Origin of the sequence: Streptomyces sp. NPDC015131, from assembly GCF_043079975.1 — a bacterium.
Classification (GTDB): Bacteria; Actinomycetota; Actinomycetes; order Streptomycetales; family Streptomycetaceae; genus Streptomyces.
Map to the genome: position 1 here is coordinate 657488 of NZ_JBIBVB010000001.1, position 26512 is coordinate 683999.

The window sequence follows — 26512 nt, forward strand, 5'->3', positions numbered from 1 at the left end:
GCGGCGGGCGCCGTCCGCCGCCGGCCCCCACCCACCGGCTCCCCCCACCACCGAGGCGACTGGACCCGTGAGCACGTACCGCGATCTCCCGCACCGGGGCTCCGCCCGCGCCACCGTCCTGCGGACCGTCTCGGCCCGCGAGCGCCGCTCGCACCTGAGCGCGCCCCGCGTCCCCACCGTCGGCATCGACATCGGCGGTACGAAGGTGATGGCGGGCGTCGTCGACGCCGACGGGCGCATCCTGGAGCAGATCAAGACCGAGACGCCGGACAAGTCCAAGAGCGCCAAGGTCGTCGAGGACACCATCACCGAACTGGTCCTGGACCTCTCCGACCGCCACGACGTGCACGCCGTGGGCATCGGCGCCGCCGGCTGGGTCGACGCCGACCGCAGCCGCGTGCTGTTCGCCCCGCACCTGGCTTGGCGCAACGAGCCGCTGCGCGACTCGCTCCAGGCCCGCCTCGCCGTCCCCGTCATGGTCGACAACGACGCCAACACCGCCGCCTGGGCGGAGTGGCGGTTCGGCGCCGGCCGGGGCGAGGACCACCTCGTCATGATCACCCTCGGGACCGGCATCGGCGGCGCCATCCTGGAGGGCGGCCAGGTCAAGCGCGGCAAGTACGGCGTGGCCGGCGAGTTCGGGCACATGCAGGTGGTCCCGGGCGGCCACCGCTGCCCGTGCGGCAACCGCGGCTGCTGGGAGCAGTACAGCTCGGGCAACGCCCTGGTCCGCGAGGCCCGGGAGCTGGCCGCGGCCGACTCGCCGGTCGCGTACAACATCATCGAGCGGGTGAAGGGCTCCGTCCCCGACATCACCGGCCCGCTGATCACCGAGCTGGCCCGTGAGGGCGACGCGATGTGCGTGGAGCTGTTCCAGGACATCGGCCAGTGGCTCGGCGTCGGCATCGCCAATCTGGCCGCCGCCCTCGACCCGTCCTGCTTCGTCGTCGGCGGCGGTGTCAGCGCGGCCGACGACCTGCTCATCGGGCCCGCCCGGGACGCCTTCCGGCGCCACCTCACCGGCCGCGGCTACCGCCCCGAGGCCCGCATCGCCCGGGCGCAGCTCGGCCCGGAAGCCGGTATGGTCGGCGCCGCGGACCTGGCCCGGCTCGTCGCCCGCCGCTTCCGCCGGGCCAACCGCCGCCGGCTGGAGCGCTACGAGAAGTACGAGCGGTACGCCCAGGCCATCCGCAACGGCCGCACGACCACGACCCAGGAACCCTAGATGTCCGTCACGTCCGCACCGAACCGGCCCGCGACCCCGGAGGAGCGGCGGCGCACGATCCGCCGCCGGGTCCTGACCGCCGTGGTGATCGTGCTGCTCATCGGCGTCCCCGCCGGCTACCTGGTGATCTCCGCCCAGCAGAGCCGGGCCAGCGGGCGCGACAAGGAGGCCGAGTCCTCCGTCACCGGCCTCCGGGACAGCTGGCCCTCGAAGATGAAGCGCCGGGTGTTCGAGGTGCCGATCCCCGGCGGCTCCACCGAGGTCGCCTACTTCGAGACCAGCAACTGGAAGTCGAGCAGGCTCTACGTCGAGTTCACCACCACCGGCTCGGGACTGGACGACTTCCTGAACGACGTCGGCACCGGCCGCGCCGCGCTGGACGGCCGGGACGTCACCATCAGCGACCGCGACGCGCGGACCGTCGGCTGGACGTTCCCGGAGGGCCGCGACTGGTCCGCCACCACCCACCGCCAGAAGAAGCCGCGCCCCTCCCAGGACATCACCGTCGACCTCACCGACCCGGCGGCCCCGCGCGTCCGCGTCGTCTCGACCGCCACCCCCTGATCGACCGCCGCCTCGGAAGGCGCGGAGCGGCGTCGAGGCGCTTTGTCCGGATGGGGTGGATATCCTATGGGATGTGATCGCGTCCGGACGGCTGCGGCTCCGTAGGCGCCCCGGCCCGGGAAGACTCGTGCGGCTGTCGCCGGTCATCCTGACCGTCGTCATCGCCAGCCTTGCCTACAGCACCCCGCCCGAGATGGCCTTCAGCCGCCTGCTGCCCGCGGCTCCGGCCGCCGCCATGTGGCCGGTCCTCCCCACGGTCCTGCTCGGCACGGTCTGCCTGTTCCTGATGATCGGCCTCAGCCTCGTCTTCCCCGACCTCGGGACGTGGTGGACGGCCGCCGGCATCGTCGCGGTCACCGTGGCCGCCGCGTACGGGAGCCACGTCCGGCTCCAGCGGGAACGCACCCTCTTTCAGGTACGGCTGGTCGCCGACGCGGCGCAGCAGGTGGTGCTGAGCCCCATGCCCCGCCGCTACGGCGTCATCGAGATCGAGTCGCTGTACCTCGCCGCCGCGGCGGAGGCCCGGATCGGCGGCGACTTCTACGAGGTCGCCGACACGCCGTACGGGGTCAGGCTGCTCATCGGCGACGTACGGGGCAAGGGCCTGCCGGCCGTGGGCGCCGCCGCGGCGATCGTCAACGCCTTCCGGGAGGCGGCCTACGGCGAGGCCGACATGGTCGACGTGGCCCGCAGGCTGGACGCCAGCAGCGCCCGCTACAACGCCGCCTTCCCGCCCGAGGGACCGATGGAGCGCTTCGCCACCGCCCTGCTCGTCCAGATCCCGCACCGGGGCAGCCGCATCGACATCCTCAACTGCGGACACCCCCCGCCGCTGCTCCTGCACCGGGGGAAGCTCCGCGTCCTGGAGTCCGCCACCCCCTCGCCGCTGCTCAGCCTCGCGGAGCTCATCGGCGACCGCTACCACGTCGACACCTTCGACTTCGCCCCCGGCGACGTCCTGCTCCTCTACACCGACGGGATCGCCGAGGCCCGCGCCCACGACGGCGAGTTCTTCCCGCTCGCGGCCTGGCTGCGCCACCAGCCCCCCACCCCGCCCCGCGACCTGCTCACCGCCCTCCACCGCGACCTCCTCCGCTACAGCAGGGGCCGCCTCGACGACGACATCGCCGCCCTGGCCGTACGCCTCCGGGCGCCCTGACCCCGCACCGGCGCCGCGCCCGGACCGTGCGCGGGGGCCGAGGGACGCGAGGTGACGGACCGGGACGGCCGTCACCCGTCCGTCTGTACGATGCACGGGCGTCGTGCTCGACCTTCCCGGTGCGCGACGGGTGCCCACCGGCCGCCCGACGTGCGCGACGGCCGCACCAGCGTGGGGCCGACCGGGCAAGGGGCGCGCGGAACCGGACGCGGCGGACCCGTTCGCGGCGGCCGGGACATGGGGAGGTCTCGCGGAGGGCGTGTGACAGATCGTGACAGATGAAGGTGTGAACCCGTGAGCGAGACCAAGATCGATACGCTGCAATACCGCTTCGACGGGCCGGACGACGCCCCTGTCCTGATCCTGGGGCCGTCCCTCGGGACCACCTGGCACATGTGGGACCGCCAGATACCCGAGCTGATCCGGCACTGGCGGGTCATGCGCTTCGACCTGCCGGGCCACGGCGGCGCCCCCGCCCACCCCGCCGCCTCCGTCGCCGAACTCACCGACCGGCTCTTGGCCACCCTCGACGACCTGGGCGTCCAGCGGTTCGGCTACGCCGGCTGCTCCATCGGCGGGGCCGTCGGCACCGACCTGGCGCTGCGCGCCCCGCACCGGCTGGCCTCCCTCGCGCTGATCGCCTCCTCGCCGCGCTTCGGCACCGCCGACGAGTTCCGCCAGCGCGGTGTCATCGTCCGCGCCAACGGCCTCGACCCGATGGCCCGCACCGCGCCCGAGCGCTGGTTCACCCCCGGATTCGCCGCCGCCCAGCCCGCCATCGTGGAGTGGGCCGTCCAGATGGTCCGTACGACCGACGCCGGCTGCTACGTCGCCGCCTGCGAGGCCCTCGCCTCCTTCGACGTCCGCGCCGACCTCGGCCGCGTGGGCGTGCCGACCCTGGTGCTGGTCGGCTCCGAGGACCGGGTCACCGGGCCCGCCGAGGCGCGCCACCTGGTGGCCGGGATCCCCGACGCCCGTCTCGCCGTGGTGCCGGGCGCCTCCCACCTCGCTCCGGTGGAGCAGCCCGGGGCGGTGACCGACCTGCTCGTACGGCACTTCTCGACCGCCTGGCAGAGCGTGGCCGACTCCTCGACGGGCCTGACCGCGCTCGCCGCGCCGCCCGTGGTCCCGGCCCTCGCAGCGCCGACGGCGCCGACGGGCCCGGCCGCCCAGGCAGGCCCGGTGCCGCCTGTGCACCAGGCGTCGCCGGTTCATCAGGCGTCGCCGGTGCACCCTGCGCCTTCCGCGTCGCCCGTGCACCCCGTGCCGCCGGTTCACCAGGCGTCGCCCGCGCACCCCGCGCACCCCGCGCACCCCGTGCCTCCCGTGTCGCCCCTGCACCCCGCGCCGCCCGCCGACCCCGGGGCGCCCGGCATGCCCGGCGCGGCCCACCCGGGGGCGGCCCACCCCGCGCCGGCGCATGCCACACCCGTCCCGCCGGCCCCCGTAGCCCCGGAGGCGCCCGCCCCGGCCGCGTCCGCCGCCCCGGAAACGCCCGCCCCGGAAGCACCCGCGTCCGCCGCGCCGGGCGGGCGGCCCGACCCGTACGAGGCGGGCATGAAGGTGCGGCGCGAGGTCCTGGGCGACGCCCACGTCGACCGGGCCACCGCCGCCGCCGACGACTTCACCGGCGACTTCCAGGAGCTGATCACCCGCTACGCCTGGGGCGAGGTGTGGACCCGCGACGGCCTGGACCGCAGGACGCGCAGCGCCGTCACCCTCACCGCCCTGGTCGCCGGCGGGCACCTGAACGAGCTGGCCTTCCACACCCGGGCCGCCCTCCGCAACGGCATGTCGCCCGCCGAGATCAGGGAAGTGCTGCTCCAGACGGCGATCTACTGCGGTGTCCCCGCCGCCAACTCCGCCTTCGCGGTGGCCCGCAAGGTGATCCTGGAGGAGACCGCACCCGAGAACTGACAGGGGAGGACGCCGCCATGAGCGCCACACCGTCCGCCGGGCCGACCCGGCTCACCAAGATGTCCCACGCGTGCGTGCGGCTGGAGAAGGACGGCCGCACCCTCGTCGTCGACCCCGGCGGCTTCAGCGAACGGGACGCGGCGCTCGGCGCCGACGCCGTCCTGGTCACCCACGAGCACCCCGACCACTTCGACGAGGGCCGGCTGCGGGCCGCCCTGGAGGCGAACCCGGCCGCCGCGATCTGGACGCTGCGCAGCGTCGCGGAGCGGATCTCGGCGGCCTTCCCCGGCCGCGTGCACACCGTCGGGCACGGCGACACCTTCACCGCCGCCGGGTTCGACGTCCAGGTGCACGGCGAACTGCACGCCGTGATCCACCCCGACATCCCGCGCATCACCAACGTCGGCTTCCTGGTCGACGGGTCGGTCTTCCACCCCGGTGACGCGCTCACCGTCCCCGGCCACCCGGTCGACACCCTGCTGCTGCCGGTGATGGCGCCCTGGAACAAGATCTCCGAAGTGATCGACTACGTGCGCGAGGTCCGGCCGCGGCGGGCCTTCGACATCCATGACGCGCTCCTCACCGACCTGGCCCGGCCCATCTACGACCGCCAGATCGGCGAGCTGGGCGGCACCGACCACGGGCGGTTGCCGCCGGGCGGCGCGACGGAGGTCTGACTGTCACAGGCCCCCGTTAGGCTGTGACGCATGCGCATCGCCACCTGGAACGTCAATTCGATCACCGCCCGGCTGCCCCGGCTGCTGGCCTGGCTGGAGAGCAGCGGCACGGACGTGCTGTGCATCCAGGAGACCAAGTGCACCGCGGAGCAGTTCCCCACCGACGAGCTGCGGGAGCTGGGGTACGAGTCGTCGGTCCACGCCACCGGCAGGTGGAACGGTGTGGCGCTGGTCTCCCGGGCCGGCCTGGAGGACGTGGTCCACGGCCTGCCGGGCGGCCCGGAGTACGAGGGCGCGGCCGAGCCCCGCGCCATCTCCGCGACCTGCGGCCCGGTGCGGGTCTGGTCGGTCTACGTGCCGAACGGCCGCGAGGTGGCCCACGACCACTACGCCTACAAGCTGCGCTGGCTGGAGGCGCTGAAGGACGCGGTCGCCGAGGACGCGGCGGGCACCCGCCCCTTCGCCGTGCTCGGCGACTTCAACATCGCGCCCACCGACGACGACGTCTTCGACCGCGCCGCCTTCGAGGGCTCCACCCATGTCACCGAGCCCGAGCGGGCCGCGCTGGCCGCCCTGCGTGACACCGGGCTGGCCGACGTGGTGCCGCGCCCCCTCAAGTACGACCACCCCTTCACCTACTGGGACTACCGCCAGCTCTGCTTCCCCAAGAACCGGGGCATGCGCATCGACCTGGTGTACGGCAACAAGCCGTTCGCCGGCGCCGTCCGGGACAGCTTCGTGGACCGCGAGGAGCGCAAGGGCAAGGGCGCGTCCGACCACGCCCCGGTGGTCGTCGACCTCGACGTGTAGCGCGCGCCCTGTAGTGCGCCCCCCGGGTGGGGTGCGACGCTGGGGCGTATGAACATCCCCTTCCTGGACGCCTGGCGCAAGCGGCACGGCGGCGGGCGCGCCCCCGCCGCCGTCGAGAGCGGCCCGGGGGGCGGCGATCCGGAGGGGCTGGCCGCGGTGCTCGCCGAGTGCGACCTGCTGCGCGCCCGGGTGCAGGACTGCGGGGTCCGGCTGGACGACACCCCGCGGTCGCTGGAGGCCCTCGACCAGCTGCCGCCCCGCTGGCGGGACGACCCGGAGGAGCTGCCCTGGCTGGGCAACGACGCGGGTCTCTACCTCGGTACGGTCATCGTACGGACGGTGCCGGGCGCGCACTGGCACCTGACGCCGGGCGGGCACCCTGTGGTCCGGCTCGCCTCCGGCCGGGAGATCCTGGTCGTCCAGGCCGGTCTGGACTGGGCGATCAGCGGGGCGCCCGAGCTGTCCCAGGTGTACGGCGAGGCCGCCGAGGGCTGACCGGTCCCGCCGGGCCGTCCCCGTCCGGAGGATGGGGTGGTTATACGGCTTATGCCCCCTTTATGCGTGTCGGTGGGATGAAGTCCCTTTCCGGGCTGGATAGTTTGCGCTGACCTCGACACAGCTGAGAAGGGGGCAGGTCAGCACATGGCCGTCGTCGATCCGTTGATCGAGCTGCGAGACGTCAACAAGCACTACGGGCGGCTGCACGTCCTGCGCGACATCACCCTCACCGTCGGCCGCGGGGAGGTAGTGGTCGTCATCGGCCCCTCGGGGTCGGGCAAGTCCACCCTCTGCCGGGCCATCAACCGGCTGGAGACCATCGAGTCGGGCACGATCCTCATCGACGGCAAGCACCTCCCCGAGGAGGGCAAGGCCCTCGCGGGCCTGCGCGCCGACGTCGGGATGGTCTTCCAGTCCTTCAACCTCTTCGCCCACAAGACCGTGCTGGAGAACGTCTCCCTCGCGCCGGTCAAGGTCCGCGGGCGCAAGAAGGAGGACGCCGACCGGCGCTCCCGCGAACTGCTCGACCGCGTCGGACTCGCCGCGCACGCGGAGAAGTACCCCGCCCAGCTCTCCGGGGGCCAGCAGCAGCGCGTGGCCATCGCCCGCGCCCTGGCCATGGACCCCAAGGCGCTCCTCTTCGACGAGCCCACCTCCGCGCTCGACCCGGAGATGATCAACGAGGTGCTGGAGGTCATGCGGCAACTCGCCCTGGACGGCATGACCATGGTCGTCGTCACCCACGAGATGGGCTTCGCCCGCTCGGCCGCCAACCGCGTCGTCTTCATGGCCGACGGCCGCATCGTCGAGGACCGCACCCCCGAGGACTTCTTCACCGACCCGCGCAGCGAGCGCGCCAAGGACTTCCTCTCCAAGATCCTCAAGCACTGACAGGGGGCCCGGACCGATGACCCGTACGACCCGTACGACCCGCGCCCGGCGCGCCGCCGCCGCCCTCCTGGCCCTGGCCGCCCTCCTCGCGGCCGGCGCCTGCGGCAAGGACGGCAGCCCGCCCGTCAAGGGCCCGCAGCCCGAGGACCTCCCCGTCTACCGGGTGAACACCGGCTTCCGGCTGCCGGACTCCCCGACCTGGGAGCGCGCCGAGCGCCGCGGCCACCTGATCGTGGGCGCCAAGGAGGACCAGCCCTACCTGGGTGAGAAGGACCCGGCCGGGGGCCGCTACTCGGGCTTCGACATCGAGATCGCCCGGATGACCGCCGCGTACCTCGGCTTCGACCCGGCGACCGTCTCCTTCCGCACCATCGCCTCCGCCAACCGCGAGACGGCCCTCCAGAACGGCCAGATCGACTACTACGTCGGCACCTACACCATCAACGACAACCGCAAGAAGCTCGTCGGCTTCGCCGGCCCCTACTTCCTGGCCGGCCAGGACCTCCTGGTCCGCACCGACGAGACCGGCATCAAGGGCCCCCAGGACCTGGCGGGCAAACGCGTCTGCTCCGCCGCCGGCTCCACCCCGTACCAGCGGATCGAGGCCGAGTACCCCGAGGCCGACCTCGTCGCGTACGACACCTACTCCATCTGCGTCGACAACCTGCTCACCTACCAGGTGGACGCCGTCACCACCGACGACACCATCCTCCTCGGGTACGCCGCGAAGGTCCCCGAGGACCTCAGGGTCGTGGGGGAGCCCTTCTCCGAGGAGCCGTACGGCATCGGCGTCCCCCGCCCCGACAACGCGTTCCGCCTCGCGATCGACGACGCCATCGAGGCCAACGAGAAGAACGGCAACTGGAAGAAGGCGTACGACGCGACGCTCGGCCTCTCCGGCGTACCCGCCCCGGAGCCGCCCGCCATCGACCGCTACCCGGCGAGCTGAGGAGCCGGCATGAACGTACTGACGGACAACTGGTCGCTCTACGGGGAGGGTTTCCTCGGCACCGTCGAACTGACCGTGTACTCCTCCGCCCTGGCGCTCGCCCTCGGCTTCCTCATGGCGTCCTTCCGGGTCGCCCCGGTCGGCTCGCTGCGGACCTTCGGCACGGTCTGGGTCACCGTCCTGCGCAACACCCCGCTCACCCTGCTGTTCTTCGCGGTCCTGCTCGGGCTGCCGCGCTTCGGGCTGGTCCTGCCGTTCACCCTGTTCGCGGTGATCGCGCTCGGCTGCTACACCTCCGCGTTCGTCTGCGAGGTGCTGCGCTCCGGCATCAACACCGTGCCCACGGGCCAGGGCGAGGCGGCCCGCAGCCTCGGGATGACCTTCCGCCAGACGCTGGCCGCGGTCGTGCTGCCCCAGGCGTTCCGCAGCGTCATCCCGCCGATCGGCTCCACCCTGATCGCGCTCGCCAAGAACTCCGCCATCGCCGGGGCGTTCAGCGTCACCGAGCTGCTGGGCACCTACAAGACCCTCAACGAGCTCGGCTACAACATCATCTGGACCTTCGTCTGGATCGCCGCCGGGTACCTGATCATCACCCTCACCATCAGCGCCGTCTTCCATCTCCTGGAGCGGCGCTGGGGAGTCGCCCGATGACCACCGCCACCGCCACCGCCCTGTACGACATCCCGGGCCCCCGGGCCCGCCGGCGGCACCTCGCCTACGGGGTCCTCGCGGCCGTCCTCATCGCGGCGCTGCTCGGCTGGGTCCTGTATCTCCTCTTCGACACCGGCCAGTTCACCTACGCCAAGTGGAACCCCTTCGCCTACGAGGGCATCCAGGAACTGCTGCTGCGGGGCCTCGGCAACACCCTCATGGCGTTCGCGTACGCCGCCGTGCTCTCGCTCGCCCTCGGGGCCGTCCTCGCCACCGGGCGGCTGTCCGAGCACCGGGTGTTCCGCTGGGCGGCCACGCTGGTCGTCGAGTTCTTCCGCGCCATGCCCGTGCTGGTGATGATCTTCTTCATCTTCGTGGCGCTGAAGGTGCAGCCGCTGCCCGCCCTGGTCGCGGGGCTGGCGCTCTACAACGGCTCGGTGCTCGCCGAGGTGTTCCGGGCGGGCGTCAACTCGGTGGAGCGGGGCCAGGGCGAGGCCGCGTACTCCCTCGGCATGCGCAAGACGCAGGTGATGACCCACGTCCTGGTGCCGCAGGGGGTGCGGGCGATGCTGCCCGCGATCATCAGCCAGCTGGTGGTCGCGCTGAAGGACACCTCGCTGGGATTCCTCATCACCTATGAGGAGTTCCTCCACGCGGGCAAGCTGATCGCGTCGAATCTCGACTACGATCTGCCGTTCATCCCCGTGGTGCTGGTGATCTCGCCGATCTACATCGGGATGTGCATGCTGCTCTCCTGGTTCGCCACCTGGGTGGCGCGCAGACAGCGGCGCAGTCCGAAGACGGAGGGCCTGGACACGGGACCGTCCGCCACAGGAACGCTGCTGCCGGGGGGTCCCTCCGCGCCGGGCTAGGCACGGAGGGGACGCGGCGGCGAGTCGGGGCACCGCAGGACCCGATGGGCAGCCCCGCCCGGCGGCGGCCGGAGATCACTTCTCGCGCAGCGGCACCGACACGTACGACGGGTCGGACGCCGGCGAGGAGAAGGTCAGCCGCGCGCCGGACGGGTTGTGCTCGATGTAGAGCGGGTCGACGGTGTCCACGACCAGGGCGAGCCGGTGGCCGGCCGGGACGTCGTAGGACGTGGAGAACAGCTCCAGGTCCACGGGGAACGGCCGGCCCGGCGCCTTGTCGTGGAAGGTGTACGGCGCGTTGCTGACCAGCTTGCCGATGCCGAGCGGCCCCACGTCGTACAGGTACGCGACGAGGGTGCCGCTCGGCCTGGTGCTGGTGACCGTGGTGTGCAGCTTCGCCGTCCCCCGCACCCGGTGGTCGGAGCCCAGCCGTTCGGACTGCCACACCGCCGCGAAGGACCGGGGCAGCAGCGGGATGGACGCGGTGGGCGGGAGCCGGAAGAACTGGTCCAGCAGGTTGGACAGCATCACGACACCGCCGTTGGCGCCGGAGTCGACGTTGGCGTACACCTTCTGCGTACCGGCGAGGGCGATCTTGCGGTCCGTCGCGCCGACCGACTTCCAGTCGGGGTAGCCCTCGTAGCCGCCGCCCGTACGGGACTTGAGCTGGACCGGCTGCTCGCGGTCGATGCCGTTGTCGGCGCCCTTGAGGTGGTGGTCGAACCAGCGGTGGGCGCTGGTCCAGGTGTCGTTGGGCAGACCGAGGAGGCCGGTGGCCTCGGCGGTCGCGTGGTCGCCGGGGCGCAGCTCCAGCCGCTTGGGGCCCTTGAGCTTCTCGAAGAAGGAGGCGTACTGGTTGGGCGGGAAGATGGTGTCGCCCCAGGCGTTGCCGAGCATGACGGCGGTGCCGTTGGCGTTGATCCGGTCCAGCTGGAAGGCGGGGGAGCGCTTGGCGCCCCACGCGATCATCTCCTCCTCCTTGTCGAGGTTGGAGGCGAGGAAGTCCTTGAGCACCTGCTGGAGTTCGGGGCTGGGGCGGCCGGTGAGGTAGCCGGACCCGCCGAGCAGCGCGGCGGCCTGGACGTGCTGGGTGCGCCCGCTGTAGATGGAGTCGATGAGGTCGGCCCAGCCGCTCAGCGCCGCCACGGCCTTGACGCGCTTGTCGTGGGCGGCGGTGAGCAGGCTGATGCCCGCGCCGTAGCTGACGCCCGCCATGCCGACGCGCTCGGGGTCGGCGGGGGTGTGGGCCAGCGCCCAGTCGATGACCCGGGAGGCGTCGGCGACGTCCGGCGGGCCCGCGACCTCGATGTTCCCGCCGGACTGCCAGAAGCCGCGGGAGTTGTAGCCGACCACCACATAGCCGGCGGCGGCGAGCTTCTTCGCCTGGGCGAGGTACTCGATCTGGGGCATGGACCAGCTGGTGGGCAGCACGATCACCGGGTAGCGGCTGCCCACCCCGGCCCCGGCGGGGGTGACGACGTTGGCCTTCAGGACGGTGCCGCCGTCGCCGGTGATGTCGACGAACCGTACGGAGGTGGTGGTGGAGGCATCGGCCGGGGCGGCGGTGGCGTGCGGGGCGAAGCCCAGGGCCGTCCCGGCCAGCAGGGCGGCCGAGACGGCGCCGGTCGTCGTCGTACGCAGTGCGGTGCGCGGCTGTCCCACGGTTCACTCCCAGGCGATTGAAGGGTGAACCGAAGGAAAGCACGGGCTACTTACCGGAGGTAACCCATCGGTAAGTTACGCGGGGGTAACGATTGTTGGACAACATGTCAGTTGTGCGGTGTCCGTGACCCCCCGGTCACAGGGCGCTCTTCGCCTGCCAGTCGGCCCACGACAGATTCCACTCCCCGTAGCCGTTGTTGAGGGCCTGCGTGCCCTTGGCGTCGCCGCCCTCCACCTCGAACGGGTCGCCCACCCGCACCTGGTCGTACACCCACCGGGCGTCCGGGGTGTCCATGCCGATGCAGCCGGAGCTCTTGTTGGCGCTGCCCATGTAGCGGGCGTTCCACGGGGCCGCGTGCGCGTACATCCCCGACCAGGTCAGCCGCATCGAGTAGTCGACCATCTTGTCGTACGCGTCGCCGAGGCCGACCGTCTCGGAGCGCATGTTGATGGTGCCCTCCTTCGACATCAGCACCGTCCTGCCCCGCCAGGACGCCTTGTCGCCGCCCGGCGTGCCGCCCGACATCGGGACGTCCCTGACCTCGCGGCCGTCGCGCACCAGCTTCAGCCGGTGGTTGTCCAGGTCGACCTTGACGATCTGGCTGCTGCCTATCGTCACCGACGTGGTGTAGTCGCGGACGAACCAGCCGCCGCCGTCGCCCGAGTCCACCCCGTTCAGCTCGGCGTTCAGCGTGACCTTGGTGCCGGGCTTCCAGTAATCCTTCGGCCGCCAGTCCACCCGGTCCTTGCCCGACCAGTCCTCCATCCAGCCCCACGACCCCACCGTGTTGTTCGAGGTCGTCACCTTGAGGTGCTTCTCCACCTCGGCCTTGTTCTTCACCGGGTGGTCGAAGACGATCGACAGCGGGTGGGCGACGCCCACCGTGGTGTTCTTGCCCGGGGCCAGCGTCAGCTTGTTGACCTTGTCCGGGGCGGCCGTGGCGAAGTCCGCCTTCGCGGTGCCGCCGTCGGCCGCGTGGGCCTCCACGGTGTAGCCGGTGCCGGGCGCGGCCTTGCGGGCCGACGTCCAGGTGCGGCCGTCCGCGGACACCGCGCCCTCCAGGGTCGTGCCCTTGGAGTCGGTGACGGTGACCCGCTGCAACCTGCCCTCGGCCAGGGTGACCCGTACCGGCTGCCCGGCCTTCGCCTGCTCGCCGGTCAGGTTCACCGAGATCCGGGTGGCCGGCCGGGCGTCCTTCCCGCCGTCCTCCGCCGTGGCCCCGCCGCCCGAGCACGCGGTCAGGGCCGCCGCGGCGAGGACCGCGGTGCCGGTCACGGCGGCGGTGCGGAAGGGGCTGCGCGGGCGTGTGCGGGTCACCTGGAAAACCTCCGATGCGATCTTTCGTCCCCCCGTGAGAGGGCGATCGGCGCCACCGGGTTGCCTGTACACCACAAGAAAATCCCGCCCGCTCCGCCGGCCGGAACGCTCAGACGGCCTCCGGGGCGGGCGCCGGCGCCGGGGCCGTACGGGCCTGGCGGGTGACGTCCGCCACCAGCTCGACCACGTCCGGCCCGTACGCCTGCGAGTTCACCACCTTCAGCAGCAGCACGAACGAGCCGTCCGTGCCGTGCTCGCGGGCCAGCTTCTCGTGGTGCCGGACCAGATAGCGGGTGGCCGCCTGGTTGGTGATCGCCCGCTGGCCGCAGAACAGGAACACGGGCCGGGCGCCCTCCCCGGCGGTGAGCCGCGCCAGCAGCACGTACTCCGACGAGCCCGCGTCCACCGGGTACACCTCCGTGCCGATGGTGAACGCCCCGCGCTCCGGACTCTCCTCCACCTCCGTGTTCACCCGCACCCCCGGCAGCAGCGTCGACAGGTGCGCCGCCATCCGGCGATTCGAGTACGGGCCCCCCAGGCAGAATTCCGTGCGCTCCCCGAACCCCTGCTGCGCCGTGTCGTGATGCGTGATCCGGGCGTGCGCCCCGCAGTCCTTCACCAGGGCCGACAGCTCCAGCAGCGCGAACACGTCGAACCGGTGCACCGCGCTCTCGCTGCCCGCCTCGCGGTTCACCACCAGCAGGCACTCCGCGTTCCCCGGCAGCCCGAAGAAGGCCTGCTTGCGGCGCAGTCTGCGGCGCCACAACGCGGTGCGGGCGATCCACCCGAGCGACGCGCTGACCCCGGTGGCGACGACGCCGAGCACGATGTTGAGCAGGTCTTCATACATGGGCGCGCATCGTAGCGGGGGAGCGCGCCGCCGCCCGAGGCGGTCCTGGTACCGGGCCGCCCGCGAAGTTAGGCTGCCCGGACGGTCGTTGACTGGAGGTACGGATGCGTCGGTCCCACGTACGTAACGTCTCGCTCGCCGCGGTCGCCGCCACGGTCCTCTCCGTCGGAGCCGCGGCGCCGCCCACGGAACACACCCCGCCCGTCAAGAAGCCCGTCGCGGTGGGCCACGGGGGCGCCGTCGCCAGCGTGGACCCCGACGCCTCCGCCGCCGGCATCGAGGTGCTCCGGCGCGGCGGCAACGCCGTGGACGCGGCGGTCGCCACCGCCGCGGCGCTCGGCGTCACCGAGCCGTACTCGGCGGGCATCGGAGGCGGCGGCTACTTCGTGTACTACGACGCGAAGTCCCGCACCGTGCACACCGTCGACGGCCGCGAAACGGCCCCCCTCAGCGCCGACGCCTCCCTCTTCCTCGGCCCGGACGGCAAGCCCCTGCCCTTCGAGGAGGCCATGACCAGCGGGCTGAGCATCGGCACCCCCGGCACCCCCGCCACCTGGGACACCGCGCTCGGCGCCTGGGGCACCAAGTCGCTGCGGGAGCTGCTCGAGCCCGCCGAGCGGCTGGCACGCGACGGCTTCACCGTCGACGCCACCTTCCGGGCGCAGACCGCCGCCAACGAGGCCCGCTTCCGCGACTTCCCCGCCAGCGCCGAGCTGTTCCTGCCCGGCGGGAAGCTGCCGGCCGTCGGCTCGGTGCTGAAGAACCCCGACCTCGCCCGCACCTACCAGCGCCTCGGCCGCCAGGGCGCCGGAGCCCTCTACCGGGGCGACCTCGCCCGCGACATCGTCAGGACCGTCCAGGACCCGCCCGTGCGGGACGGCGCCACCCGCACGGTGCGCCCCGGCGACCTCACCACCCGCGACCTCTCCCGCTACGACACGGTGCGCCGCAAGCCCGTGAAGACGTCCTACCGCGGCCTCGACGTCTACGGCATGGCCCCGTCCTCCTCGGGCGGCACCACCGTCGGCGAGGCGCTCAACATCCTGGAGGGCACCGACCTGTCGTCGCTCTCCCACAAGCGCTACCTGCACCGGTTCATCGAGGCGAGCCGCGTCTCCTTCGCCGACCGCGGCCGGTGGGTCGGCGACCCCGCCTTCGAGGACGTCCCGGTCACGGGCCTGCTGTCGCAGCGGTTCGCCGACTCCCGGGCCTGCCTCATCCGCGACGACGCCGTGCTGAAGAGCCCGCTCGCCCCCGGCGACCCGCGCCGCCCGGTCCCCTGCGGCACCGGCGGGAAGGCCGCGCCCACGACGTACGAGGGCGAGAACACCACCCACCTCACGGCCTCCGACAAGTGGGGCAACGTCGTCGCCTACACGCTCACCATCGAGTCCACCGGCGGCAGCGGCATCACCGTGCCCGGGCGCGGCTTCCTGCTCAACAACGAGCTGACCGACTTCTCCTTCGCCCCGGCCGACCTGGCGGTCCACGACCCCAACCTCCCCGGCCCCGGCAAGCGCCCCCGCTCCTCCATGTCGCCCACCATCGTGCTGGACCACCGCGACCGCCCGGTCCTGGCCCTCGGCTCGCCCGGCGGCGCCACCATCATCACCACCGTCCTCCAGACCCTGACCGGAGTCGTGGACCGCGGCCTCCCGCTCGTCGAGGCCATCGCCGCGCCCCGCGCCAGCCAGCGCAACCAGGCCACCACCGAACTCGAACCGGCCCTGTACGACAGCCCGTTGCGCGCCGAGCTGGAAGCCATCGGCCACGCCTTCCGCGAGAACCCCGAGATCGGCGCCGCCACCGGCGTCCAGCGCCTCCCCGACGGACGCTGGCTCGCCGCGGCCGAGAAGACCCGCCGCGGCGGCGGCTCGGCCATGGTGGTCCGCCCGGCCGGACGCCCGTAACCCGCCCCAGGGCGCTCCTTCCGGCGGCCGGGCCCCATCGGCGAGGATGGCCCTGTCACCGCGACCGACGACGTCCACCGTCCCGACGACCAGCGAGGAGCGTTCCGCGCAGATGGCCACGCCCGGCAACGGAACCAGGCCGCCCACGATCGCCGACGTGGCCCGCGCCGCGTCGGTGTCGCGGACGACCGTGTCGCACGCCCTCAACGGGATCGGCAAGGTCGACCCGCGTACGCGCGAACGCATCAAGAAGGTCGCCGCCGAACTGGGATACCGGCCCAACCTGCGGGCGCAGCGGCTGCGGCGGGGCGAGGCGAAGGCCATCGCGCTCGCCTCGTCCATGCCGTTCGCCGTCGCCGGCGGGCCCTCCCGGCTCGGCTTCTACATGGAGGTCGCCGCCGCGGCGGCCGAACGGGCCCTGCTGCACGGGTACGCGCTGGTGCTCGTCCCGCCCGTGCGCTCGGAGTCCGCGCTGTACTCGGTGGACATCGACGGTGCCATCGTCGTCGAGCCCGACCGGGACGACATCGCCGTGGCCCAGCTCCACGCCCGGGGACTGCCGTACGTGGCGCTCGGGCGCCCCGTGGCGGAGGGGGACGACGCCCCGTACGTCGACCTGCGCGCCGGACTGGTCGCCGACCTGCTCCTCGACCACCTGCGCGCACAGGGCGCCCGCCGCCCGGCGCTGCTCATCGGCGCGGGCGCCCGGCACTCCGCCGTCGACGCCCGCGCCGCCTACCTGCGCGCTGCCGAGGCGCACGGCTGGCCGCCCGTCGTCACCACCGCCCCCGAGGAGGGCGGCGAGCAGGCCGGGTACGACGCCTGCGCCGCGCTCCTCGCCGCCCACCCGGACACCGACGCGATCTGCGCGCTGGTGGACGCCTTCGCGGTCGGCGCGGTGCGCGCCCTCCACGACGCCGGGCGCCGCGTCCCGGACGACACCATGGTCGTCACCCGCTACGACGGGCTGCGCGCCCGCACCTGCGAGCCGCCGCTCACCGCCGTCGACCTGCACCTCGACCGCGCCGCCGGGGACGCCGTGGAGCTGCTGCTCGGCCGGCTGCGGGGCGAGCCCGCCGCACCCCCCGCCACCGCGCCCGAGCCGCGCGTCGTCCCCCGCGCCTCGTCGCTGCGGTCCCGAGCCTGACCCGCGCCCGCCCGAGACCCACCCGCGCCCGACCCGCGCCCGGGCCGAAGCTGATCCGCCGGCGGGGCCGCTGGGGCTCAGAGCCCCAGGATCAGCCCCGTACCCGAGACCAGCGCGAAGACCAGCACGAACAGCCGCATCCGCCGCGCGTCCAGCCGCTCGTGCACCAGCCGGCTCAGCCACGCGCCCACCGCCAGCGCGGGCAGCAGCGCCACCGCCCAGCCCAGCTGGGCGCCGCTGCCCCGGCCCGTGGCGAACAGCAGCGCCAGCGAGGCCAGTTCGCCGACCAGGAAGCACACCGCGACCGTCGCCCGCAGCTCCGCCGGCGGCCGGTGCTGGTACACCAGCGCCAGCGGCGGGCCCCCCACACCCGTCGCCGTCTCCGTCAGCCCGGTGACCACGCCCGCGCCCACATACGCCCCCCGCCCGGGGGTGAACGCGGGCGCGGCCAGGCTCACCACCGCCGCCAGCACCGTCGCCACGCCCACGAACAGGCCCAGCCGCCGGTCGGGGATCACCCACAGCAGCATCAGCCCCGCCGGGGTGGCCGCCAGCCGCGCCGCGGTGATCCAGCCGGCGCCCCTCAGGTCCAGCGCCGCGCGCTCGCGCCACGCGACGTACAGATTGAGCGGGACCATCGACGCCAGCACGAACACCGGCACCAGGCCCGGGTCCAGCAGGCCCGCGACGGGCGCGACGATCAGGGCGAAGCCCAGACCGCTCGCGCCCTGCACGAAGGCGGCCACGGCCACCGTGACGGCGAGGACGGCCACCGTCTCGGGGGTCACGAGCACGCCGCCCGGGCACCGGCCGAGGTGGGGTGGACCCGGGTGACGGGCGCCCGGCCCACCACCTCCCGGGCCAGCTCGGCCGCCCGCCGCACCAGCGCGGGACCGTCCCAGCCGGTGGGCCAGCCGCGCCACAGCCGCAGCCGGCCCGCTGTGAACACGGCGCTGATCTGGTCGCGGTTGCCCCGGCGGACCAGCTCCCAGGGCAGGTCGTGGGAGAGCGCGGTCTCCGGCCCCGAGACGTCCACCAGCAGGAAGTCGGCGGCGGCGCCCGCCGCGATCCGGCCGGTCAGCGCCCCGAGCCCGACGGCGTCCGCGCCGCCCCGGGAGGCCCGGTCCAGCCAGGTCCACCCCGCGCCGCACGACGAGTCGCCGGTGGCCAGCCCGTACGCGAGGCGCTGGGCGAACTCGGCGGCGTCCGCCAGCCGGAAGGCGTCGCCCCGGGTGCCGTCCGTCCCGAGCCCGAAGCGGATGCCGCGCTCGGCCAGCGTCGTCGCCGGGGCGACCGCGTTGCCCTTCCAGGCGCTCGCCACCGGGTTGTAGCTCACCGCCGCCCCGCTGTCGGCGAGCAGGGTGACCTCCCGGGGTGTGACCAGGGTGGCGTGCGCGGCGAGCAGCTGCGGGCCCAGCGCGCCCACGTGGTGCAGGTGTTCCAGGGGGCGCAGCCCGTGCTCGACCAGGGAGCGTTCCACGCCGGCGAGGTGCTCGTTGACGTGGATCTGGACGACCGTTCTCGCCTCGGCGGCCAGCCGGGCGGTGTGGTGCAGGGTGCGGGCGGTCGCGGCCTCCGGGACGGAGACGGCGAGGGACGGGTGGATCAGCTCCTCGGCGCCGTACCGGGCGAGGTGCTTCTCCGCGCCGGCGAGCGCCGCGCCGGTGTCCCCGTCCGTGTCGTTGCAGACCAGGCCCAGGACGCAGCGCAGCCCGGTGTCCCGCGCCGCGGCGGCGACGAGTTCGACGTCCACGGGCGCCCGGGTGCCGGCCTCGGCCACGGTGGTGAACCCGCCGCGCAGCGACTCCAGGGCGGCCAGCTTGGCCGCCACGTACACCGCCTCCTCGTCCAGGGCCCCTTCGAGCGGTACCCAGACCCGGCGGAAGATCTCCGACGGCTCCCCGAAGGCCAGGGCCGCGCCGAAGCTCTGCGTCAGGTGGTGGTGCGCGTCCACGAAGCCGGGCATCAGCACGTGCCCGGGCATCCGGACCGGGGTGAGGTGCGGGTGTTCCCGCTCCAGCCGCTCGGCGGGCCCCACCGCGCGGAACGCGGAGCCGGAGACGACGGCCGCGTAGTGGTGCCGCAGCCCCTCGGGCGTCAGCACCGCGTCGGGGGCCAGCAGGTACCCGCCGTCACCCGCGTGCGGGCCGGCCGGGAAGTGGTCGGGGGTCAGGTCGCTCATCGGTCGCTTCCGGTAGGGGTGGGGGCGTCGGTACGGGTACGGGTGCGGGCGCCCGGCCGTGGCAGCCGGACGTGGTGGAACAGGACGTTCAGGACGGCGGCGGTGACCGCCCCGACGGCGACGCCGCTCTCCAGGAGGATGCGGGCGTTCGGCGGGAAGCCGCCGTACACGCCGGGGACGAGGATGGGCAGCAGGCCCAGGGCGAGGGCGACCGCGCAGATGAAGGTGTTGGTGTGCCGGTCGAGTTCGGCCCGGCCCAGCATCTGCACGCCGAGGACGGTGATCACCGCGAAGACCACCATCGCGGTGCCGCCCACCACGGCGGACGGCACGACGCTGATCGCCCGGGTGACCGGCGCCAGGAAGCCGATCAGGATGAGGACGACACCGGCGGCGGCGGTGACGTACCGGCTGCGCACCCCGGTGACCCGGACGATGCCGATGTTCTCGCCGCTGGTCACCATCAGCGGCAGGCCGAAGAAGCCGCCGGCGAGGGAGGTGACCGCGTCGCCCCGGATGGTCTTGGGCACGTCCCGGCGCCGGTCGACCTCCTTGCCCACCGCCTCGGCGTTGATCACCGTCTGCCCGGTGGCCTCCGCCATCGACGCCAGGCTGTAGAGCATCAGCGGCAGGGCGGCGACCAGGTTGAACTCCGGTGAGCCGAAGGGCAGTACGTGCGGGAGGGTGAACAGCCCGCCCTCGGTGGCCGGCCCGAAGTCCACGCCGCCGAGGACGACGGCGAGCACGGTCCCGGCGATCAATCCCAGCATGACCGCGAGTTGCCGCAGCACCCCGGTGAACAGCCGGTAGAACGCGACCGTGAAGCCGATCGTGGCCGTCCCCAGGAGGAGGTTGGCCGGGTCGGCGAACCCGGGCTGCCCCGGCCGCCCGGTGACCAGCACGGCGCCGACCTTCACCAGGTTGACGCCCACGATCACGATCATCGTGCCGATGACCAGCGCGGGGAAGAACGCCAGCAGCCGCGAGAAGACGGGCAGCACGACGAAGTAGAAGGCAGCGGTGATGATCACCGCGCCGCTCGCGGTGGGCAGCCCGTGCTGCTCGGCGATGGCCAGGAACAGGATGAGCGGCGCTCCGCCGGGCAGCATCACGAACGGCAGCTTCGGCCCGAACTTCCAGGGCCCCAGGGACTGGATGAGCGAGCCGATCCCGGACAGCACGAACGCCGCCGCCAGCAGATCGACCGTCAGGCCCGGGTCGAGCCGCAGCGTGGCGCTCATCAGGAAGATGGCCGAAATGGGTGTGGCGGCCATGACCAGCACATGCTGGAGACCGAAGAGCAGGATCCGCCCGAGCGGCCGTGACTCGTCGACCGGGTGGGGAGCCCCGGCGACGGGCCCCGGGGGCACCTCGGCGCCGGCTCCGGGGGAGGCGGGCGCCGGGTCCTGCCCGGGGGAGTCGGCTTCGGACGCGGTGGTGGACGCGGGCGTGGAACCGGGCCCTGAGGGGGGTCCCGGCGGGGACGGGACGCGGGGCGTGGAGTGGGGACTGGACACGTTCGAGCTCCGTTCGGCTCGCTCCGGCTCTGGCCGGGGTCCACCCGGGACGGGGGCGGAGGCAGCTAGGCCAAATCGATTTGGCCGTCAGTATGTGAGGGCCCGGAGGGCGCGTCAAGGGATGCGGGCGGACTTCGCCGGGGCGCGGCGGAGGCCCGGGTGACCCGCTCACCGCATAGCGGTTTCGGCCATGCCGGTAACCGGATTGCGGAGGACCGGCCGGACCCGTTCGATGGACCTACGGAGGAGCGGCACCCGCCGACGGCATCCGCGGAAGGAGAGGCCCGTGGCACTCGCACTGCGACCCGGACGCCCCGACGACGCCGAGGAGTGCGGGCGGATCTGCTTCGCCGCCTTCGACGGCATCGCCCGCGCCCACGGCTACCCGTCCGACATGCCCGGCGTGGAGCAGGCCACGGAGATGTTCCGCACGGTCCTGGCCCACCCCGGGTACTACACCGTGGTCGCCGAGGACGACGGCCGCGTCGTGGGCAGCAACTGCCTCGACGAGCGCTCGCCCGTCGCCGGCGTCGGGCCGATCACCGTCGACCCGTCCGCGCAGAACGCCGGGGCCGGCCGCCTGCTGATGCGCGAGGTGATGCGGCGCGCGGCCGAGCGGGGCGCGCCCGGCATCCGCCTGGTGCAGAGCGGCTACCACCGTCGCTCGTTCGCGCTGTACGCCGGGCTCGGCTTCACGTTCCGCGAGACGCTGGCCTGCCTCCAGGGGCCGCCGGTCGGCGGGGCGGTGCCCGGCTACGAGGTGCGCGCCGCCACCGCCGCCGACCTGGGCGCCTGCGACCGGCTGTGCCGCCGGGTGCACGGGGTCGACCGGGGCGGCGCGCTCGCCGACGCCGTCCGCGCGGGCACGGCCCGGGTGACCGAGCACGGCGGCCGGATCACCGGCTACGCCACCGGGCTGTCGTTCTTCGACCACGCGGTCGGCGAGACCACCGAGGACGTCCGGGCGCTGATCGCCTCGGTGCCCTCCTTCGGCGGGCCCGGCATCCTCGTCCCGGCGCGCGACAGCGCCCTGCTGGGCTGGTGCCTCGAACGCGGGCTCCGGGTGGTGCAGCTGATGAGCCTCATGACCATCGGGCTCTACAACGAGCCCGCCGGGGCGTATCTGCCGTCGATCTCGTACTGATCCGGGCCAATTACCATACCGGTATTAGTATGGGGGCATGGTTCGCACCCCCCTCACCCCGGAAGAGCGCGAGCGCGGGGAGCGCCTCGGGCGCCTGCTGCGCGAGGCGCGCGGCCCGCGCAGCATGGTGGAGATCGCCGCGGCGGCCGGCCTCTCGGCCGAGACCCTGCGCAAGATCGAGACGGGCCGCGCCCCGACGCCCGCCTTCTTCACCGTCGCCGCCCTGGCGGGGGTCCTCGGCCTGTCCATGGACGACCTCGTCGCCCGCTGCGACCTGGTGCCCTCGTAGCGCCGTACGCGCCCTCGCGCTTGTCGCCCCCTCGCCCCTTGCCGTCGCCGCGCCGGGGCGTAGGGTCGCCCCCGTGATGCCCGAAGCGCTGCGGCACGGCCGCTATGTCAGCCTCACCACCTTCCGCAAGGACGGCACGCCCGTCGCCACGCCGGTCTGGTACGCGGTGGACGGCGACGGACTGTACGTGTGGACCCGCGAGGACTCCTGGAAGGTCAAGCGGCTGCGCCGGAACGACCGGGTCGTCGTCACCGCCTGCGACGTACGCGGCCGGGTCGCGGAGGGCGCCGCCCGAGCCGAGGGCCGGGCCCGGCTGCTGGACGACACCGCCGGGGTGCGCAGGCTCCTGGCCCGCAAGTACGGCCTCCAGTTCTGGCTGGTGGACCTCCCGGCCGCGCTGGTGCGCCGGGGCCGGCGGCCGCACGTGGGGATCGCGGTCACCTTCGCGGACTGACCGGCGACGTGTGGTCACCGAGGATGTCCGATGTGGACCACTCGGGTATGAAACATGATCGACTCCGGCCGTTGACGGCGGCGGTCTTGCCCAGGGATGTGACGAGGCTTACGTTCGCTTCCTACGCACCCCGTCTACGTGCGTAGAGGCTCTCTGACGCCGTGCCGAAGGAGCAGCTCATGTCCCACACCGTGCGCGCCGCCCTGGTCCAGGCGACCTGGACCGGCGACACCGAATCCATGATCGCCAAGCATGAGGAGCACGCCCGCGAGGCGGCCCGGCAGGGAGCCAAGGTCATCGGCTTCCAAGAGGTCTTCAACGCCCCGTACTTCTGCCAGGTCCAGGAGCCGGAGCACTACCGCTGGGCGGAGCCCGTGCCCGACGGCCCGACCGTACGGCGCATGCGCGAGCTGGCCCGCGAGACCGGCATGGTGATCGTCGTCCCCGTCTTCGAGAGCGACGGCCCCGGCTTCTATTACAACACCGCCGCCGTGATCGACGCCGACGGCTCCTACCTCGGCAAGTACCGCAAGCACCACATCCCGCAGGTCAAGGGCTTCTGGGAGAAGTACTACTTCCGGCCGGGCAACCTCGGCTGGCCGGTCTTCGACACCGCCGTCGGCCGCGTCGGCGTCTACATCTGCTACGACCGGCACTTCCCCGAGGGCTGGCGCCAACTCGGCCTGGCCGGCGCCCAGCTCGTCTTCAACCCCTCCGCCACCCACCGCGGACTCTCCGCCCACCTCTGGCAGTTGGAGCAGCCCGCCGCCGCCGTCGCCAACCTCTACTACGTGGCGGCCATCAACCGGGTCGGCCGGGAGGAGTACGGGGACAACGACTTCTACGGCACCAGCTACTTCGTCGACCCGCGCGGCCAGTTCGTCGGCGAGGTCGCCTCCGACAAGGAGGAGGAACTGCTCGTCCGCGACCTCGACTTCCGGCTCATCGACGACGTACGGCAGACCTGGGCGTTCTACCGCGACCGGCGCCCCGACGCGTACGAGGGGCTGGTGCGGCCGTGACCACCGACCTGCCCGCGAGCACGGGCCTCCCCTCCGCCGGCAACCTCCCCCCGGCCCCCGGCGGCCCCGCGCCCGCCGCGCCCGCCGCCACCGGACTGCACGCCCGCCACCGGGCCGTGATCCCCGACTGGGTCTCGCTCTACTACCAGGAGCCCATCGAGATCACCCACGGCGAGGGCCGGTACGTCTGGGACGCCACCGGCCGGCGCTACCTCGACTTCTTCGGCGGCATCCTCACCACCATGACCGCCCACGCGCTCCCCGAGGTCACCAAGGCGGTCACCGAGCAGGCCGGGCGGATCATCCACTCCTCCACCCTCTACCTCAACCGCCCCATGGTGGAGCTGGCCGAACGCATCGCGCAGCTCTCCGGCATCCCCGACGCCCGGGTCTTCTTCACCACCTCCGGCACCGAGGCCAATGACACCGCGCTGCTGCTGGCCACCACGTACCGCCGGAGCAACCAGATCCTGGCGATGCGCAACAGCTACCACGGCCGGTCGTTCTCCACCGTGTCCGTCACCGGCAACCGCGCCTGGTCGCCGACGACGCTCTCCCCGCTCCAGACGCTGTACGTGCACGGCGGCGTCCGCCACCGGGGCCCCTACGCGCACCTGACGGACACCGAGTTCACCGCGGCGTGCGTCGCCGACCTGGAGGACCTGCTCGGGCACACCGGCGACGCCGCCGCGCTGATCGCCGAACCCGTCCAGGGCGTCGGCGGCTTCACCTCCCCGCCGGACGGCCTCTACGCCGCCTTCCGCGAGGTCCTCGCCCCCCGCGGCGTCCTGTGGATCGCCGACGAGGTGCAGACCGGCTGGGGCCGCACCGGCGACCACTTCTGGGGCTGGCAGGCCCACGCGGCGAGCGGCCCGCCCGACATCCTCACCTTCGCCAAGGGCATCGGCAACGGCATGTCCATCGGCGGTGTCGTCGCCCGCGCCGAGGTCATGAACTGCCTGGGCGCCAACTCCATCTCGACCTTCGGCGGCTCACCGGTCACCATGGCCGCCGGCTCCGCCAACCTCGCGTACCTCCTGGAACACGACCTCCAGGGCAACGCCCGCCGCGTCGGCGGCCTGCTGCTGGAACGGCTGAGGGCCGCCACCGCCGGACTCGACCATGTCCGGGAGGTACGCGGCCGGGGCCTGATGATCGGCATCGAGCTGGTGAGACCCGGCACCGACGAGGCGGACCCGGGAGCCGCCGCGGCCGTGCTCGAAGCGGCCCGCGAGGGCGGCGTGCTCATCGGCAAGGGCGGCGGCCACGACACCAGCGCCCTGCGCATCGCCCCGCCCCTCTCCCTGACCGTCGCCGAGGCCGAGGAGGGCGCCGCCGTCCTCGAACAGGCCCTGCGCTCCGTCTGACCCAAGGGGGCGACCCACCATGAGCAGCACCACCCGTACCCTGATCCGCGGCGGCCTCGTCATCACCGCCACCGACGAGACCCACGCCGACGTCCTCATCGAGGACGGCCGCATCGCCGCGCTCGCCGCCCACGGCTCCGCCGCCGCCGCGGCCTGGACCGCCGAGCACACCATCGACGCCACCGGCAAGTACGTCATCCCGGGCGGCGTCGACGCCCACACCCACATGGAGCTGCCCTTCGGCGGCACCTTCGCCTCCGACGACTTCGAGACCGGCACCCGCGCCGCCGCCTGGGGCGGCACCACCACCATCGTCGACTTCGCCGTCCAGACCGTGGGCCACGCCCTGCGCGACGGCCTCGACGCCTGGCACGCCAAGGCCGACGGCAAGTGCGCCGTCGACTACGCCTTCCACATGATCCTCTCCGACGTCAACGAGTCCACCCTCAAGGAGATGGACCTGCTGGTGGAGGAGGGCGTCACGTCCTTCAAGCTGTTCATGGCCTACCCCGGCGTCTTCTACAGCGACGACGGGCGGATCCTCCGCGCCATGCAGCGCGCCTCCGGCAACGGCGGGCTGATCATGATGCACGCCGAGAACGGCATCGCGATCGACGTCCTCGTCGAACAGGCCCTCGCCCGCGGCGAGACCGACCCCCGCCACCACGGGGAGGTCCGCAAGGTGCTGCTGGAGGCCGAGGCCACCCACCGCGCCATCCAGCTCGCCCGGGTCGCCGGCGGCACCCCCCTGTACGTGGTGCACGTGTCCGCCGAGGAGGCGGTCGCCGAGATCGCCGCCGCCCGCCACCAGGGCCTCGACGTCTTCGGCGAGACCTGCCCCCAGTACCTCTTCCTCTCCACCGACAACCTCGCCGAGCCCGGCTTCGAGGGCGCGAAGTACGTGTGCAGCACCCCGCTGCGGCCGCGCGAGCACCAGGCCGCGCTCTGGCGCGGGCTGCGCACCAACGACCTCCAGGTGGTCTCCACCGACCACTGCCCCTTCTGCTTCAGCGGGCAGAAGGAGCTGGGCCGGGGCGACTTCTCCAAGATCCCCAACGGCCTGCCCGGGGTGGAGAACCGCATGGACCTGCTCCACCAGGCCGTCGTCGACGGGCACATCTCCCGCCGCCGCTGGATCGAGATCGCCTGCGCCACCCCGGCCAGGATGTTCGGCCTCCACCCCAAGAAGGGCACCCTCATGCCCGGCGCGGACGCCGACGTCGTCGTCTACGACCCGCACACCCGGCAGACGATCTCCGCCGCCACCCACCACATGAACGTCGACTACTCCGCGTACGAGGGGAAGACGGTCACCGGCCGGGTCGAGACCGTCCTGTCGCGCGGCCGGGTCGTCCTCGACCGCGGCACCTACACCGGCCGGGCCGGCCACGGCGTCTACGTCCCCCGCTCCACCTGCCAGTACCTGAACTGACC

At 73.3% G+C, this 26512-nt stretch carries 25 protein-coding genes; 19 read left to right on the forward strand and 6 right to left on the reverse strand.

Features of this window, described 5'->3' with window-relative positions:
• Positions 1-67: 67 nt before the first annotated feature.
• The 11 genes from ACF08D_RS02610 (at position 68) to ACF08D_RS02660 (ending at position 10216) form a co-directional block, all read left to right on the forward strand.
• Entirely contained in the window at positions 68-1225 is a 1158-nt protein-coding gene (locus tag ACF08D_RS02610) for an ROK family glucokinase (protein WP_392220661.1), read from the forward strand.
• Entirely contained in the window at positions 1226-1789 is a 564-nt protein-coding gene (locus ACF08D_RS02615; protein WP_392220662.1) for a hypothetical protein, read from the forward strand.
• Positions 1790-1862: 73 nt separating this feature from the next.
• Positions 1863-2948 (forward strand): PP2C family protein-serine/threonine phosphatase, encoded by a 1086-nt coding sequence (locus tag ACF08D_RS02620; RefSeq protein WP_392220663.1) that lies wholly within the window; start codon positions 1863-1865, stop codon positions 2946-2948.
• Between the two features lie 294 nt (positions 2949-3242).
• Entirely contained in the window at positions 3243-4865 is a 1623-nt protein-coding gene (pcaC, locus tag ACF08D_RS02625) for a 4-carboxymuconolactone decarboxylase (RefSeq protein ID WP_392220664.1), read from the forward strand.
• A gap of 17 nt (positions 4866-4882) precedes the next feature.
• Positions 4883-5542 (forward strand): MBL fold metallo-hydrolase, encoded by a 660-nt coding sequence (locus tag ACF08D_RS02630; RefSeq protein WP_392220665.1) that lies wholly within the window; start codon positions 4883-4885, stop codon positions 5540-5542.
• Between the two features lie 30 nt (positions 5543-5572).
• Entirely contained in the window at positions 5573-6352 is a 780-nt protein-coding gene (locus ACF08D_RS02635) for an exodeoxyribonuclease III (RefSeq protein ID WP_392220666.1), read from the forward strand.
• Positions 6353-6400: 48 nt separating this feature from the next.
• Positions 6401-6847, forward strand: a complete 447-nt coding sequence (locus ACF08D_RS02640; RefSeq protein ID WP_392220667.1) for a DUF6278 family protein — start codon at positions 6401-6403, stop codon at positions 6845-6847.
• 147 nt (positions 6848-6994) lie between these two features.
• Positions 6995-7741, forward strand: coding sequence for an amino acid ABC transporter ATP-binding protein (locus tag ACF08D_RS02645; RefSeq protein WP_392220668.1), 747 nt, complete (start codon positions 6995-6997; stop codon positions 7739-7741).
• 16 nt (positions 7742-7757) lie between these two features.
• Positions 7758-8690 (forward strand): glutamate ABC transporter substrate-binding protein, encoded by a 933-nt coding sequence (locus ACF08D_RS02650; RefSeq protein WP_392220669.1) that lies wholly within the window; start codon positions 7758-7760, stop codon positions 8688-8690.
• Between the two features lie 9 nt (positions 8691-8699).
• Positions 8700-9344, forward strand: a complete 645-nt coding sequence (locus ACF08D_RS02655) for an amino acid ABC transporter permease (protein ID WP_392220670.1) — start codon at positions 8700-8702, stop codon at positions 9342-9344.
• Entirely contained in the window at positions 9341-10216 is an 876-nt protein-coding gene (locus ACF08D_RS02660; RefSeq protein WP_392220671.1) for an amino acid ABC transporter permease, read from the forward strand. Before ACF08D_RS02655 ends, ACF08D_RS02660 begins: the two co-directional genes overlap by 4 nt.
• A gap of 75 nt (positions 10217-10291) precedes the next feature.
• Here ACF08D_RS02660 and ACF08D_RS02665 read toward each other — a convergent pair whose 3' ends face one another.
• The 3 genes from ACF08D_RS02665 to ACF08D_RS02675 form a co-directional block, all read right to left on the reverse strand.
• Entirely contained in the window at positions 10292-11878 is a 1587-nt protein-coding gene (locus tag ACF08D_RS02665; protein WP_392220672.1) for an alpha/beta fold hydrolase, read from the reverse strand.
• Positions 11879-12014: 136 nt separating this feature from the next.
• The gene (locus ACF08D_RS02670; protein ID WP_392221191.1) at positions 12015-13217 is read right to left on the reverse strand and encodes an Ig-like domain-containing protein; all 1203 of its coding nucleotides are present in this window, start codon (positions 13215-13217) and stop codon (positions 12015-12017) included.
• An 88-nt stretch (positions 13218-13305) separates the two neighbouring features.
• Positions 13306-14046 carry a hypothetical protein gene (locus tag ACF08D_RS02675; RefSeq protein ID WP_392220673.1) on the reverse strand — a complete coding sequence of 247 codons (741 nt, stop codon included), beginning with the start codon at positions 14044-14046 and terminating at the stop codon, positions 13306-13308.
• Positions 14047-14150: 104 nt separating this feature from the next.
• On the opposite strand from ACF08D_RS02675, the gene ggt reads away from it, so the two are divergent.
• Together ggt and ACF08D_RS02685 are read left to right on the forward strand one after the other, a co-directional pair.
• Positions 14151-15956, forward strand: coding sequence for a gamma-glutamyltransferase (gene ggt / locus ACF08D_RS02680; RefSeq protein WP_392220674.1), 1806 nt, complete (start codon positions 14151-14153; stop codon positions 15954-15956).
• Positions 15957-16068: 112 nt separating this feature from the next.
• The gene (locus tag ACF08D_RS02685; RefSeq protein WP_392221192.1) at positions 16069-17103 is read left to right on the forward strand and encodes a LacI family DNA-binding transcriptional regulator; all 1035 of its coding nucleotides are present in this window, start codon (positions 16069-16071) and stop codon (positions 17101-17103) included.
• Positions 17104-17180: 77 nt separating this feature from the next.
• Here the strand turns inward: ACF08D_RS02685 and ACF08D_RS02690 are convergent, their stop codons facing one another.
• From ACF08D_RS02690 to ACF08D_RS02700, 3 genes are read right to left on the reverse strand one after another with little or no spacing between them, the layout of a single operon-like run.
• Entirely contained in the window at positions 17181-17891 is a 711-nt protein-coding gene (locus ACF08D_RS02690) for a sulfite exporter TauE/SafE family protein (protein WP_392221193.1), read from the reverse strand.
• A complete protein-coding gene (locus ACF08D_RS02695; RefSeq protein WP_392220675.1) occupies positions 17888-19285 on the reverse strand; it encodes an amidohydrolase family protein in 1398 nt (465 codons plus the stop codon). The genes ACF08D_RS02690 and ACF08D_RS02695 overlap by 4 nt, the downstream gene beginning before the upstream one ends.
• Positions 19282-20655: a uracil-xanthine permease family protein gene (locus tag ACF08D_RS02700; RefSeq protein WP_392221194.1), complete on the reverse strand. Its 1374-nt coding sequence runs from the start codon at positions 20653-20655 to the stop codon at positions 19282-19284. The genes ACF08D_RS02695 and ACF08D_RS02700 overlap by 4 nt, the downstream gene beginning before the upstream one ends.
• A gap of 433 nt (positions 20656-21088) precedes the next feature.
• On the opposite strand from ACF08D_RS02700, the gene ACF08D_RS02705 reads away from it, so the two are divergent.
• The 6 genes from ACF08D_RS02705 (at position 21089) to hydA (ending at position 26510) form a co-directional block, all read left to right on the forward strand.
• On the forward strand, positions 21089-21946 hold the full coding sequence (locus ACF08D_RS02705; RefSeq protein ID WP_392220676.1) for a GNAT family N-acetyltransferase: 858 nt from the start codon (positions 21089-21091) through the stop codon (positions 21944-21946).
• Positions 21947-21983: 37 nt separating this feature from the next.
• Positions 21984-22235, forward strand: a complete 252-nt coding sequence (locus ACF08D_RS02710; protein ID WP_392220677.1) for a helix-turn-helix domain-containing protein — start codon at positions 21984-21986, stop codon at positions 22233-22235.
• Between the two features lie 76 nt (positions 22236-22311).
• Positions 22312-22689: a PPOX class F420-dependent oxidoreductase gene (locus tag ACF08D_RS02715; RefSeq protein WP_392221195.1), complete on the forward strand. Its 378-nt coding sequence runs from the start codon at positions 22312-22314 to the stop codon at positions 22687-22689.
• 179 nt (positions 22690-22868) lie between these two features.
• Positions 22869-23711 (forward strand): nitrilase-related carbon-nitrogen hydrolase, encoded by an 843-nt coding sequence (locus tag ACF08D_RS02720; protein ID WP_392220678.1) that lies wholly within the window; start codon positions 22869-22871, stop codon positions 23709-23711.
• Between the two features lie 95 nt (positions 23712-23806).
• On the forward strand, positions 23807-25078 hold the full coding sequence (locus tag ACF08D_RS02725; RefSeq protein ID WP_392221196.1) for an aspartate aminotransferase family protein: 1272 nt from the start codon (positions 23807-23809) through the stop codon (positions 25076-25078).
• A gap of 19 nt (positions 25079-25097) precedes the next feature.
• Positions 25098-26510: a dihydropyrimidinase gene (hydA, locus tag ACF08D_RS02730; protein WP_392220679.1), complete on the forward strand. Its 1413-nt coding sequence runs from the start codon at positions 25098-25100 to the stop codon at positions 26508-26510.
• Positions 26511-26512: the final 2 nt, after the last annotated feature.